The organism is Streptomyces sp. ADI95-17, from assembly GCF_003846175.1.
In the GTDB taxonomy this organism is placed as follows: domain Bacteria; phylum Actinomycetota; class Actinomycetes; order Streptomycetales; family Streptomycetaceae; genus Streptomyces; species Streptomyces sanglieri.
Map to the genome: position 1 here is coordinate 98,262 of NZ_ML123047.1, position 13,389 is coordinate 111,650.

Sequence of the window (13,389 nt, forward strand, 5' to 3'; positions counted from 1 at the left end):
TCCCCCGCCCCCTTCCCCTCCCCGCGTCCCCTTCCCCCTCCTCGCGCTACCGCCCGGCGGGCTGGGCCGGCAGCGTATAGACGTGCTGCGGGGTCACGACGCGGGTGATCGCCTCGCCGAAGAGGGTGCTCGGTTCCGAACCCCGGTAGTCGGTGTCGGTGTTGAGGAGCACGACCAGGGTCGCCTTCGTGTCCGGCATGTGGACGACCAGCGACTCGTACCCCGGCAGCGAGCCGTTGTGCCCCACCCAGCCGTGGACGTCGAAGATGCCCAGGCCGTAGCCGGTGTCCGGAAGACCGCTCGGGCCCGTCCTCAGCCGCTCGGCCTGGGTGGCCGGGCTGAGCAGAGTGCCGGTGGCCAGCACCCGCGCCCAGATCCGCAGATCGCGCTGGTCGGAGATCGCGCCCCCGGCGGCCCACGCCCAGGAGGGGTTCCAGTTCGTGGCGTTCCCGGTCCTGCCGCTCGCGGTCTGGTCGGTGTAGCCCTGGGCGTGCGGGGCGGGGAACGCCGCGGTCCTCGGCAGGAACGTGTGGCTCATGCCCGCCGGCTCGAAGACGTTCCGTTCGAGGTAGTCCGCCAGCGGCCGGCCACTCGCCTTCTCCACCACGAGCCCCAGCAGAATCGCGTTGGTGTTGGAGTACTCGAACTTCTTCCCCGGCTGGAACCGCAAGGGGTGCTTGAAGGAGTACTCCAGCAACTCCCGCGGTGTGAACGGCCGTTGCGGGTCGCTCGTCAGCGCCTTGAAGAAGTCCGGATCCATGGAGTAGTTGAAGAGCCCGCTGCGCATACCCGCCAGCTCGCGCAAGGTGATCCGGTCCCCGTCGGGAACCCCCTTCACGTACTTCCCGATCGGGTCGTCCAGCCCGGCCTTGCCCTGGTCGACCAGGGTGAGCAGCGCCGTCACCGTGAACGTCTTGGTCACACTCCCGACCCGCATGTTGAGGCCGGCCGACATGGGCGCCCCCGAACTCTTGTCGGCGACCCCGAAGGCCCGGACGTAACTCCCCTTGCCCGGAACCCACAGCCCGACCGTGACCCCGGGCACCCGCGCATCCCCCATGACCTGCCGCACCGCCTGGTCCAGTTGCTCGGCCACGGCGGGGGTGAGCGGCGGGAACCCCTCGGACGGCGACGCCGACGAAGCGGATGGAGCAGATGAAGCGGACACGGGGGGTGTCGGGACCGTCTCGGGCCAGGCCGCCCCCACCGGCACCGTGACGGCCAACAGCCCGGCGGCCGCTGCGGCCGCGGCCGCCCTGCGCAGTCGTGTGTGCGAGCGCGCCATGGGCCGACTCCCGTCACGAGAGAACAGAGCTCCACAAGCAGCGTAGGTCCGGAGCACCGGTGGCGCACGGACGGGACCCGCCGCCGGGATCGGGACGCGGCGCCGCGTCCGCGCACGGTTGCGCCGCGGCACCCGGACCGCTCAGGACGACCAGTTCACCGCCGCACCGCCCACGAACGGCAACAGCCGTTCCGCCTCCTGCTCCAGGGCCGCCCGGTCGGGATCGGCAAGCGGGCGGAGCGGGGTGAGCCGCAGTGTGCCGGCGTCCAGGGACCACGTTCCGTGGACCCGGCCGTCGACCAGGAAGGTGGGGCGCACCCGGGCCTGGCCGGGCATCACGTGCTTGCGGTCCTCGTCGCTGATGACGCGGGTGCGGTCGGCGTGGCCGAGCAGGACGTTGTCGAAGGCCGGCAGCAGCCGCACCGGGGCGGGGGTCCCGGGGTCGGGCAGCTCCGCGTCGGCCAGGTCGAACAGTTCCCGGCCGTCCGGGTCGCGGTAGCGGCGCAGCTCGCCGCGCATCTCCGCGACGACCTCGCCGAGGCGGGTCAGCCCGCACCAGGCCTGGGCGTCCTTCACCCCGGCGGGGCCGAAGGCGGCCAGATAGCGGCGGATCAGCTCCTTCGCCGATTCCCCGGCGGCGGCCGTCGGCGCCGCGACCGCCATCGGGCGGCCCAGCCAGGCGTCGGCGGGCGTGACGGAGACCGCCGACCGATTGCCCCAGGAGCCCCACGCGCCGGTGGCCGCGCCATGGACGAGGGGGGTGCTCAGCTCCGCCTGGCCGGCCAGGATCCGCCCGTCGCGTCCCGGGTGGCGTCCGGCCAGCCGCCGGGCCAGCTCCTTGCGTGACAGGGTTCCGCCCGCGAGCAGGCCGAGCGCGTCGGACACCAGGGACGCCGGGTCCAGGCCGGTGCTGTTCCGGGTGAAGTGCGGCGAGGCCGCGGTGCGGTCGAGCACGGGTTGCAGCAGCGGCCGCAGCCGACGGAAGTCGTCGGCCGCGGCGAGGTGCTGGGTGCTGCGGAGCAGGCCGGACCGGACCACCCGCCGGTCCTCCAGCAGTGCGGTGAGCAGGGGCTGTGTGAAGCCGTCGATCCTGCTCCACAGCCCTACGTAGGCCCAGTTGGGCTCCTGCGCCTGGAGCGCGACCAGCCGCCCGATCACCTCCAGCGGTGTGCGATCGGTGCGGGCCAGCAGGAACTGGCGGTCCATCAGTGCCCGGTTCAGCGCCCGGAGGGAGAGGGTGGTCACGACAGCCGCACCGACACATTGCCCCGGTAGGACCCCTGGAGCAGGGCGAGGAACGCCGCCGGCACGTCCTCGATCCCGCCCTCGACGACCGTCTGCGGGTAGACGAACCGGCCCTCGGCCAGCCAGGTGCCGAAGTGCTCCTGCCAGGCCGCGATCTGATCGGGCGTGTGGTAGCAGGAGAACGGCAGCAGCTCCACGTTCCGGGCCTCGGCCGCCGCGCGGTCGGGCTTCGGGAAGCGCTCCGCGGCGTCACCGAGCTGGCTCGACAGCGAGCCGCACAGCGCGAAGCGCGCCCCGGGCCGGGCCACCTGCAACGCCGCCTCGTACTGCGCACCGCCCACGACGTCGAAGAACACCGAGACGCCGTCGGGCGCGAGCTCCCTCAACCGGTCGGCCACGGAACCGTCGTGGTAGTCGAACGCGGCGTCGTACCCGAGCTCGTTCACCAGGTAGTCGGCCTTCGCCGGGCTTCCGGCGCTGCCGATCACCCGCGCCGCGCCGAGGCACCTGGCGATCTGCCCGGCCAGCGAACCGATCCCGCCCGCCGCACCGGAGACGAACACCACGTCGCCCTCGCCCACGGCCGCCACGTCGGCCATTCCGTAGTACGCGGTCGGCCCCTGGCCGAGGTGGTGGCCGGGGTCGGGGAAGAGCCCGCGGTCGAGCTTGGCGTACCCGGAGGCCGGGCCCGCCGAGTACTCGCTCCAGCCGGTCATCGACCGGACCAGGTCACCGACCGCGAGCTCGGGGCTGTCGGACCGGACGACGGTGCCGACGGTGGCCACGCCCACCCGCTGTCCGGGCTGCCAGGCGGGCACCGGGATGGTGCAGTCGGCCCGCATCAGCTCCAGATACGTCGCGGCGAGCCCCACCTGGTCGGTCCGCACCAGGACCTCGCCCGCCACCTCCGTCTCGGCGACGGTGAAGTGGCCGGGCGTGGGGATGCCGGTGATCTGCGCGGCCAGCTGGATCTCACGGGTGATCATTTCTTGGTCCTCACGTCGGTCCTGTTCGGCCTTCGAGATCGACCCTAGGGAGGCTTCCGGTCACTTTCCGGCCGGAAGTCGCGAGAGGATCCCGGCATGGCGAACACCAGCTCACGGACGCTCAGACTGCTCTCGCTGCTGCAGACCCACCGCCACTGGCCCGGCCTGGAACTGGCCGGCCGGCTCGGGGTGTCCGAGCGGACCCTGCGCCGCGACATCGACCGGCTGCGCGAGCTCGGCTACCCGGTCAGCGCGGCCCGGGGCACGGACGGCGGCTACCAGCTCGCGCCCGGCGCCGTACTGCCACCGCTGCTGCTGGACGACGAGGAGGCGGTGGCTCTCGCGGTCGGCATCGGCGACGCCGCGCAGAGCGGGATCGCCGGGATGGAGGAGGCGTCCCTGCGGGCACTGACCAAGGTGGTGCGGGTCCTGCCGCCCCGGCTCCGGGCCAGGGTGGACGCCCTGCGCGCGGTGACCGTCTCCGCCTCCGCGTCCGGGCCGGCCGTCGCGGCGGGCGTGCTCACCGCGATCGCCCAGGCGTGCCGGGACGAGGAGCGGCTGCGGTTCGGCTACACGTCCAGGGGCTCGGCACCGGCCGAGCGCGAGGTCGAGCCGCACCGCGTCGTCGCCACCGGCGGCCGCTGGTACCTGGTCGCCTACGACCTGCACCGGCACGACTGGCGCAGCTTCCGCCTCGACCGGCTGACGGGTCCGACGGCGACCGGGACCCGCTTCCGCCCCCGCCCGCTCCCGGCCGAGGACGCCGCGGCCTTCGTCCGGGCGGCGAGCGGTGCCCCGGCCCCGTACACGGTCGAGGCCCTGGTCCACGCGCCCGCCGCGCGGGTCCGGCAGGCGGTCGGCCAGTGGGGCACGGTCCAGCCGCTCGGCCCGGACAGCTGCCGCCTGACCATGACCTCCACCTCCCTCGACTGGCCGGCCCAGGCGCTGGGCAACGTGGGCGCGGAATTCGAGGTCCTGGGGCCGCCGGAGTTCGCCGCGCATGTCCAGGACTGGGGCGCCCGCTTCCTCCGGGCCGTCCCCGCGCCCCGGTGATCCGCCCCGCCACCGCGCGGGCAGATCACTCGGCGCGTCCCTCCGCCGCACGCGGGGGCGGCCGGGTCGTCACCCCCCGTCGCGCAGCCGGTTCGCCAGGGAGGACAGCGGCTCGGCCTCCTCGGTGTGGCCCAGGGCGGTCAGCCGGGAGACCGCCGCGTCGAGGCGGTTGAGGGCGGGGGCGGGGCGTTCCAGGTAGATGCCCTCCACAGCAGCCGTGAGGCGGAGGCACTCGGCCCACTCACCGGCGTGGTCCTCGCCCTTCTCCGGCGTCGGCCCGCCGAGCAGGGCGAGGGCCTTCTCCAGAGCGGCGAGGGCGTCCTCGTACGCACCGGCGTAGGCATTGACCCGCCCGTGCTCGTAGGCCAGGGCGGTGTCCAGGGAACGGCCCTGGGCCTCGTACTCGGCGGCGCGGGCCTCGTCGGCGATCCGGCCGGCGTCGGCGAGGCGGGCGAGGGCGTCGGCCAGGCCTTCGGGGCCCTGCCGCTCCGCCTGGAGACGGGCGAGTTCGCGCAGGCAGCCGCTGAGCTGCTCGTAGCGCGGGGCGCGGGCATGGGCTGCGATCGCCTGCTCCGCGGCCTCGCGCGCCCGGCCGAACTCGCCGGACTCACCGAGGAGTACGGCCGTCTCCGCGGCGATCATGACATGGCTCCCCGGGTCGTCGTCCCAGCGTGCCGACTCGGCCGCGAGCGCGACGAACTCCGTCGTGGCGGCCTTGAGGTCCTCCCCCGTGTGCAGCGCGCGGGCCCGGGTCAGGCGCAGTTGGGCGACGAGCCGGTCGTCCACCTCTCCGGCGGCGACGTCCGGTTCGGCCAGGAGCGAGTCGAGCAGTGCGATGCAGTCCTCGACCCGGCCCAGGTCGAGGCAGAGCTGAGCGGCGTTGCTGTAGGCGCAGTACGCGTCCGTCCGGCTGCCCCGGCGCAGCTCCAGCTCCGCCGAGCGCGTCAGGTGCCGCAGTGCCTCGTCGGGGCGGCCGAGGTGCATGCAGACCTCGGCCAGATCGGCGTGGAGGCGGGCGGTGTCGACGACGTCGGCCGGCCAGTCGGCGGCCAGTCGCAGTCCCTCGGCCAGGTCGGCCTGCGCGGCCTGCGCGTCCCGGAGGCCGAGCTGGATCCGACCGCGCAGCGCGAGCGTACGGGGCAGGTGCCAGGCGGGGCCGTGCGCCTTCAGCCGGTCGCGGACGCCGTCGATCACGGTGACCGCGGCGGGCAGGTCGCCGGAGAGGGCGTGGGTGGTGGCCCGCAGCAGCAGGGCACCGGAGATCTGCCCGCCGAGTTCGTGCCGGGTGGCGAACGCGAGCAGCAGGTCGGCCTCGGCGAGAACCGGCGCGACGTGCGCCTCGTCCCCCGACGTCTGCAGCCGCATGCCCAGCGCGGTCGCCCGCAACCGCAGCAGGCGGGCCTCCTGGTGCGGGGCGAGGCCGGACGCCTCCTCGTGCAGGCGGACCATGGCCGCGTGGGCGGAGGCCAGCGCGGCAGCCTTCACCGCGGCCCCACCGGCACCGTCCGCCCCATCGGCACTACCAGCCCCCTCGGCCCCCTCGGCCCCCTCGGCCCCCTCGGCAGGGATCTCCGCGGGGATCTCCGCGGCGGCGAGCAGGGCGCAGGCACGCGCGACCGCCGCGTCGCCCGGCGCTCCGGCGTCCTCGTACAGGCCCGCGGCCTCCTCATGGAGAGCGGCGGCCTCGGCGAACTCGTCCTTCTCGCCCGTCCGGCTCGCCTCGTCGCTCAGCAGGTCCGCCCGCAGCCGTGCGAGCGGACCGACGGCCGGGTCGTCGGGGTGGGCGTAGTCGCGGGAGGCGGCGAGCGTGCGCAGTTTCGACCAGCACGCCCGCGCGTCCGGGTGCCCCTGCTCGTCCAGCGTCCGTGCCCGGAGGATGAGTTCGGGCAGCGATTCCGGGACCTCGGCGGCCGTACGGGCGGCGGGCGCGGCGACCGGGGCGGCCGGGGCCACTTCGTCGAGGCCACGGGTACGCAGGGTCAGTTCCAGCGCGTCCACGAGCGGCGCGCGGTCGAGGCGGGCCCTGCGGCGGTCGGTGTGGGCCGTGGTTCCGTTGCGGGCGTCGAAGCGGGCGGCGAGGTCGTCGGCGCGGCCCCGCACCTCGGCGCGCAGGCCGGCCACCGTCCAGGTGCGGCCCGCGTATCCGGCGGCGGGCAGCTCACCGTGCCCCAGGGACTCGACGCGCTGGAGGAGCACCTCCGCACCGGTGAGGAAGTCGAACAGGTCCAGCGGCGACTCCACCTCGCCGAACAGATTCCGGTTCTCGGCGAGCAGTTCCAGGCCGCGCGCCTCGTTGCCGGTCAGCGCGCAGAACTCCAGGTGCCGGCCGACCTCTCCGGACATCGAGGGATTGCGGCGGCAGTTGCGGTAGCCGGCCAGGTGCAGTTCGCGGGCCCGGTCGACGCGGCCGCTGCGCAGCAGGGGCAGCAGCGCGTACGAGACGGAACGGGCCGGCTCCTCCTGGCAGGACTCCTTCCCGGCCAGGACGGGTTCCCAGTCGTTCAGCGCCCGCTCGTCGTCGCCCGCCGCGAGGTGGTACAGGGCGCGCTCGCAGATCTCGCAGGCCTCGCAGTCGCTGAGCCCGGTCCGGGAGCGGCCCGCCCACAGCTCGTAGGCGAGGGTGGTGCCCTCACCGATGTGGGCGGCGAGCTGGTACGCCTGCCCGTAGTAGGGCTGGAGGCCCAGTCCGGCCTTCTCGTACCGGTCGCGCATCTCCGTCAGCCACTGGCGCAGGCCGGCCAGCGGTATCTCGGGCAGCACGCGCAGCGCGTCGGCCACCCACTTGAAACGCCAGAACAGCGTGTGGCGCCGGCGCTCGTCGAACACGTCGGGCTGCTCGTCGAACAGGTTGAGCAGACGGGCGAAGACGACGGGCGACTTCCGGGGCTCGGAGCCGTAGGTGTACGCCTCCTGGAGCTCGAAGAGCGCGTGGACGAGCGGGACGGGCTCCGCGAGCTGTTCGGCGGCGTCCACCAGTTCCTCGGCGGTGACCGTGCGGGTGCGGCCGTAGGGGAGCCGGTCGTTCTCCTCCAGCGCCTGGTACAGCTCGTCGGTGTTCTGGGGTGCGGTCGGCATCGTCAGCTGTCCTTGCGGAGGGCGTGGGCGAGGAGGTCGAGGAAGGAGCGGTTGATGAGGCTCGATTCGGCGGCCCTGAGCGGGCGCCGGGACAGCAGCGCGGCCTGCCCGTAGAGAGCTTCGGCGCTGGTACGGGCCAGCTCGGGCTCCTCGATGGCGACGGCGGCGCGGACCAGCGGGTTCAGCTGGTTGAGGATCAGCTGGGCCCGCGGGGCCTCCTGGCGCAGGGCACCGAGGATGTCACCCCACACGCCGCCCTCCTGCTCACGGGCGAGCTGGGAGCGGGTGCGCTCGTGCCGGGCCTCGCGGCTGTCGACGAGGAGGGCGGGGGCGGAGGCGGGCTGGAAGGTGCGCAGCGCGACATCGCAGTCGAAGACGGCGAGGGCGTCGCGGGCCAGGGCGAGGTAGGCCACGGCGGCCAGTTCGGTCTCGCGGTCGACGGGGTCGAGGTGGGCGGTGAGGGTCGCCGGGTCGAGGTCGGCGACACTGACCTCGGGCCTGATCTCGGGCAGCCGGTGGACCAGTTCACGGTCGTACGTGTAGCCGCCGTTGACGACGCCGAGCCCGGCGGCCGAGGCGATCGCCGCGACCTGGCGGAACTCCTCCACGCTCGACGTCACGAGCACGGTGCGGTGGGTGCGCGCGAACTCGTCGAGAGTGGTGTGCCCGTCGGTGGTCTCGAACGGCAGCCAGGGCAGCAGCATCCGCAGGATCTCGTCGTCGTGCACCGCGAGCGACTTCACGGCCAGGTGGTGGGCCTGGAGGAACCGGCCCAGCAGGTCCGGATCGCTGGCGGCGGCCCGGGCTATCCAGTCGCGCAGCCGGTCGGCGAGGGCGTCGCGGACGGCGGCGAGCGTGTCGTCCTCGTACAGGGACTCGCGGGAAGCCGTCGGGCGCAGGCTCTCGGCATCGATGACACAGCGGACGAAGAACGCCCACTCGGGCAGGAGTTCCTCGGCCTGCTCGGACAGCAGCATGCCCTTGACGTGCACGCGATGGCCGTGACGGCGCCCGGCCGGCACCGCCTCGGGCAGCACGCACGCGATGCCCTTCAGGCCGACGGCCGGCAGGTCCAGTTCGATGGTGTCCAGCGGCGTGAACCCGAAGACCCCCTGCCCGTACGCGGCCAGCGCCCGGGAACGGGAGCCCGGGGTGGGGTACGTACGGGCCCAGGGTGCGGGCTCCGGATTGACGGCCACGTCCTGACCGACCGTGCCGTCGTCGAAGGTCACCGGGTGGCGCAGCAGGGAGCCGAAGTGCCGGGCCAGCGCGTGCACCTGCGTCGGCCGGGTCCACTCGCCGGCGTCGGCGCGCGGCGTCAGCGTGACGGTGGTCCCGGGGCGGGGGCGGGCGGACGCGGGCAGGGCGCGCACGGTGTAGCTGCCGTCGCCGCGCCCCCGCCACTCCACGGCGGGTGCGTCGGGGGTACGGGCGGAGCGGCTCAGGACGTGGATCTCGTCCGCCACCAGGAAGCAGGAGAGCAGCCCGATGCCGAACTGGCCGATGAAGTCCCCGCGTTGCTCGGCGATCCGCTCGGCGCGCTTGCTGCTGCGGCCGATCGTGGCGAGGAAGCTGTGTACGTCGGCCTCGGTGAGACCGACGCCGTCGTCCTCGACGCGTACCACCGAACCGTCGGCGTACAGGCGGATCCCGAAGGCATCGGCGGGGGCGTCCGGTGCGAGTCCGCGCCGGGCGGTCAGCGCGTCCACCGCGTTCTGCAGGAGCTCGCGGAGGTAGACGCGTGGGCTGGAGTAGAGGTGGTGGGAGAGGAGGTCGACGAGGCCGCGCAGATCCACCTGGAAGGTGCGATCGGCGCCGGCCGGGTTCGCTGCGGTGTCGGGCAGAGTCATCGGGCAGTCCGGGGTGAAGGGGGCGACGGGTGGCGGGGGTGCGGCCGCAAGCGGCTCCGGCAGCAGCCGGGAACCGGGACCGGCGTGCGCTCAGGCGCGGCGCTGGTGGCGGGCGAACTGCTTCTCGGGCTCCGCGAAGTAGGACCAGGGCCATTCGGTGCGGGCGCCGTCGAGCGCCTGGAAGACGCGCCGGACCGTGTGGCGCTCACCGGCCAGCGACAGGGCCATGGCGAACATGTTGAAGTCCTGCTGCCAGCCCGGCCGACGTACGTAGGCGGGGTGGAGGATGCTGTGATCGGCCGCGTTGCGCAACTCGGCCTGGATCTCGGGGGTTTCGAGGCACCCCGCGTGTTCCGACTCGACCCATTCCTCGATGTGCGCCATGGCGATCACACAGCCGATCCGGTGCCCCTGCGGAGCACGGGCGAACGCGTCGCGGGCGAATGCCAGGGCCTGGCCCGGTTCGCCGCTCCAGCGGGGCTGCAACTGCGACACCCAGTCGATGTGGGTCTCCAGGTCCAGCGGATCGCGGCGCAGGGCGGCGTCGAGCCGGGTCCTGTTGACGACCGGGCCCAGCGACATGCCCCGGCCGGAGGTGAGCAGGCAACGCCACGGCGTGATCCACTCCGGCCGCAGCTCGGCGGCTTCGAACAGCTGCTCCTCGGCGAGGTCGAGCCGCTCGTGGAAGACCCGCCACTGTTCCTGCGTGACGTTGGCCGCGCGCTCGGCCGTACGCGCCTCCCAGCCCCAGACGACGTGGCGCGCCCCGGATATCAGCAGGGCCGTGGCCCGGTGCTCCTTGTCCTCCTCGACGGCACGGCCGATCCAGTCCTGCACACCGTCCAGGTCGGACAACTGGCCCAGGACCTTGTGGTCGTGGCCGAGATCGAAGGGAACCAGCGCCGCCTTGACCGCCTCCCAGTCCCCCGCATCGGCCGCCTCCACCAGCGCGAGCACCCGCACGTCCCCGAGCGCGCGCAGCGTGTACGCCCCGTTCCTCCGCCGCCGCGGAACGGGCAGGGCATACGAATCCGCCTCCGGTCTCTCCCCGCCCCCGCCGAACAGCCTGCCGAACATACCGAGCCCTCCCCTGGTCCCGCGCGATCGTCGGGTGCAGCATAGGCGCCCCCACCGACATCGCTTCCACAGAGTATTCACGGGTGCTTCACGCCCCGGCCCGAAGACCATCCATGACGGGGCGGGTGCGGGCTTGAACACCGGTTCGGCCGGTGCACGCTCCACGACGCCTTCGTCTCTCTGGCCTGAAGCCTTCCCGCGCTGTTCGACCGACCGGGCGCAGGCGCGGGCCCGAGGGCCTCAATGGGCCGGTGCCGGGGGCAGGCAGCCCGTCTCCGGGAAGTGGCCGTTGACGTCCGACCAGACGCGCTCCGCGGTGACGGCACCGGTGACACAGGCGGTCCTGCCGATCCAGATTCCGTACACGCTGCCCCGAACAGGGCTTTGGTCTCCTGATGTGGTCCGCTCCGTCACCTCCAGGCGGGCGGGAGCGGTGAGGGGCGCAAGGGCCTCCCGCACCTGGGCGGGCCGGGTCCGATGCTGACGCCGCAGATCCTCAAGGGCCTGAGTGATGTCCTTGACCTTCTCCCGGGCTCGTTTCTCGTCCGCCGGGTCCGGACGGTCCGGGCGTCGTGCCCGGCTGTTGTCTCCGTAGAACGGCGCCGCGTCCAGGCCGGCCGTGCCGCTGCTCGGGGTTTCGTGCTCGGAGGCGTTGGACGAACTGGTGCCGTTGAGATTGGAGAAGAGATCGTCCGCGTCCTTCCCGCAGCTCGTCAGAGCGAGGACGCAGAGCACCGCGACCACGGCCGTGCCAGTGCGACAGGTCATGACTCCAGTGTCCCTTCGCGGTCGCGGCAGGGGCGTGAGTACGCATGCTCAACCGTGGCGCGAGACCGGGCCCACCTACACCGTCACCAGCAGCCCGGAGCGATCACCGCAGATGTCGGTCGTCGATGCCAGCGGCAGTTCTTCCGGCCGTCTGCGCTCGCGCGGCCCGCGCCCGACGCCGCCGCATCCAGTAAAAGCAAAAGCCCCAGGTCACGGCGAGTGAGTCCTGAGGCTTCCACAGAGCCGCCTTCGGGATTCGAACCCGAGACCTACGCATTACGAGTGCGTTGCTCTGGCCAACTGAGCTAAGGCGGCACGCCCTGTCGCACCATGGTGCGATCAGCAGCGTCGCCAAGTCTACACAGTTTCCGGGAGTGCTCCGTACCAGCCTCGTTCCGGGGGATATGCGCAGGTCAGTGGCGAGGTGGGGTGGTCAGGAGCACTTCTTGTCCTCCGCCGGCGGGGTGCCTTCCAGGAGGTAGGTGTTGATCGCCGAGTCGATGCAGTCGCTGCCGCGGCCGTACGCCGTGTGGCCGTCGCCCTGGTAGGTGAGGAGGGTGCCGGAGGAGAGCTGGCCGGCGAGGGACTGGGCCCACTTGTACGGGGTGGCCGGGTCGCGGGTCGTGCCGACCACCACGATCGGGGCGGCGCCCTTCGCCTCGATGCGGTGCGGGGTGCCGGTGGGCGGGACCGGCCAGTGGGCGCAGTTCAGGGCGGCCCAGGCGAAGGCCTTGCCGAAGACCGGGGATGCCTTCTCGAAGCTGGGAACGGCCTGGGTGACGGCCTTGGCGTCGGCGAAGGCGGGTGGCTGGTCCAGGCAGTTCACGGCGGCGTTGGCGAACATGAGGTTGGCGTACGTGCCGTTCGGCCGGCGCTCGTAGTAGCTGTCCGACAGGGCCAGGAGGCCGGAGCCGTCGCCCTTCTGCGCGCCGGCGAGGGCCTCGCGGAGCTGGGGCCAGGCCGACTCGTCGTACATGGCGGCGATGACCCCGGTCGTGCCCAGGGACTCGGTGAGCCTGCGGGACTCGCCGGTGGCGATCGGCCGGGCGTCGAGGTCGGCGAAGAGCCGCTTCAGGCGGGTCGCCGCATCGGCGGTCGAGGTGGTGCCGAGCGGGCAGTCCGCCTTCTTCACGCAGTCGGCGGCGAAGGCCTGGAACGCGGTCTCGAAGCCGGCGGTCTGGTCGCGGTTCAGCTCGACGGCATCCAGCGACGGGTCCATCGCGCCGTCGAGGACCAGCCGGCCGACCCGGGCGGGGAAGAGCCCCGCGTACGTCGCACCGAGGAAGGTGCCGTACGACGCCCCGACGTAGTGCAGCCGCTCGTCACCGAGCAGGGCTCGCAGCATGTCCATGTCGCGGGCGGTCTCGACGGTGGAGACATGGGGCAGGATCTCGCCGGAGCGCTGCTCGCAGCCGTCCGCGAACTTCGTGTACGCGCCGCCCAGCTCGGTGACCTCGGCAGCGTCGTCCGGGGTCTGGTCGACCTGGGTGTACGTATCCATCTGCGGACCGGTGAGGCACACGACGGGCTCGCTGCGGGCCACCCCGCGCGGGTCGATGGCGACCATGTCGTAGCGGGCCCGGACCTGGGCCGGGTAGCCGACGGCCGCGTAGCTCTGGAGGTATTCGATGGCCGACCCGCCGGGGCCGCCCGGGTTCACCAGGAGGGAGCCGATCCGCTTGCCGGGGCCGGTGGCCTTCTTGCGGGCGACGGCCAGCTTGATCTCGCCGCCGTCCGGCTTCTTGTAGTCCAGTGGCGCCTTCATCGTGGTGCACTGGAACCCCTCGACGCCGCAGTCCCGCCACTCCAGTTGCTGCGCGTAGTACGGCTTGAGCCCGGCGGGGACGGCCGGCGCGGACGACGCGGGTGGTGTGGACGTCGAGGCGTTCGTCGAACTGCCGCTGCTGCAGCCGGAGATGAGAAGGCCGGCGGTGCCGAGCGTGGTGGCGAGAATCCGGAACGAGCGCCTGGTGTCCATCCTCGGAGCGTAGTCGCCATGTGACAACTCGCCCCGATTCGTTCCCCGTACGGGTGAACACACGATCATGAA

General features: G+C 73.1%; 9 protein-coding genes and 1 tRNA gene. 1 reads left to right on the top strand and 9 read right to left on the bottom strand.

Going from position 1 to position 13,389, the window contains the following annotated elements; translation table 11 throughout:
• Positions 1-46 precede the first annotated feature (46 nt).
• The 3 genes from EES42_RS19360 to EES42_RS19370 all read right to left on the bottom strand — a co-directional run bounded on the left by EES42_RS19360 (position 47) and on the right by EES42_RS19370 (position 3,516).
• A complete protein-coding gene (locus EES42_RS19360) occupies positions 47-1,285 on the bottom strand; it encodes a serine hydrolase domain-containing protein (RefSeq protein WP_124719524.1) in 1,239 nt (412 codons plus the stop codon).
• Positions 1,286-1,426: 141 nt separating this feature from the next.
• Entirely contained in the window at positions 1,427-2,530 is a 1,104-nt protein-coding gene (locus EES42_RS19365; RefSeq protein ID WP_124719525.1) for a winged helix DNA-binding domain-containing protein, read from the bottom strand.
• The gene (locus EES42_RS19370) at positions 2,527-3,516 is read right to left on the bottom strand and encodes an MDR family NADP-dependent oxidoreductase (RefSeq protein ID WP_124719526.1); all 990 of its coding nucleotides are present in this window, start codon (positions 3,514-3,516) and stop codon (positions 2,527-2,529) included. Before EES42_RS19370 ends, EES42_RS19365 begins: the two co-directional genes overlap by 4 nt.
• A 96-nt stretch (positions 3,517-3,612) precedes the next feature.
• Between EES42_RS19370 and EES42_RS19375 the strand changes: the two genes are divergently transcribed.
• On the top strand, positions 3,613-4,569 hold the full coding sequence (locus EES42_RS19375) for a helix-turn-helix transcriptional regulator (protein ID WP_124719527.1): 957 nt from the start codon (positions 3,613-3,615) through the stop codon (positions 4,567-4,569).
• A gap of 69 nt (positions 4,570-4,638) precedes the next feature.
• On the opposite strand, the gene EES42_RS19380 is transcribed toward EES42_RS19375, so the two are convergent.
• From EES42_RS19380 to EES42_RS19405, 6 genes are all read right to left on the bottom strand, one after another.
• A complete protein-coding gene (locus tag EES42_RS19380; protein WP_124719528.1) occupies positions 4,639-7,644 on the bottom strand; it encodes a tetratricopeptide repeat protein in 3,006 nt (1,001 codons plus the stop codon).
• Positions 7,645-7,646: 2 nt separating this feature from the next.
• Entirely contained in the window at positions 7,647-9,494 is a 1,848-nt protein-coding gene (locus tag EES42_RS19385; RefSeq protein WP_124719529.1) for an HSP90 family protein, read from the bottom strand.
• A gap of 90 nt (positions 9,495-9,584) precedes the next feature.
• Complete coding sequence (locus tag EES42_RS19390) at positions 9,585-10,571, bottom strand: hypothetical protein (RefSeq protein WP_124719530.1); 987 nt, start codon at positions 10,569-10,571, stop codon at positions 9,585-9,587.
• A gap of 240 nt (positions 10,572-10,811) precedes the next feature.
• Positions 10,812-11,339, bottom strand: coding sequence for a hypothetical protein (locus EES42_RS19395; RefSeq protein WP_124719531.1), 528 nt, complete (start codon positions 11,337-11,339; stop codon positions 10,812-10,814).
• Between the two features lie 241 nt (positions 11,340-11,580).
• Positions 11,581-11,654 (bottom strand) — tRNA-Thr (locus EES42_RS19400).
• Positions 11,655-11,772: 118 nt separating this feature from the next.
• On the bottom strand, positions 11,773-13,317 hold the full coding sequence (locus EES42_RS19405; protein ID WP_124719532.1) for an alpha/beta hydrolase: 1,545 nt from the start codon (positions 13,315-13,317) through the stop codon (positions 11,773-11,775).
• Between the last annotated feature and the right edge of the window lie 72 nt (positions 13,318-13,389).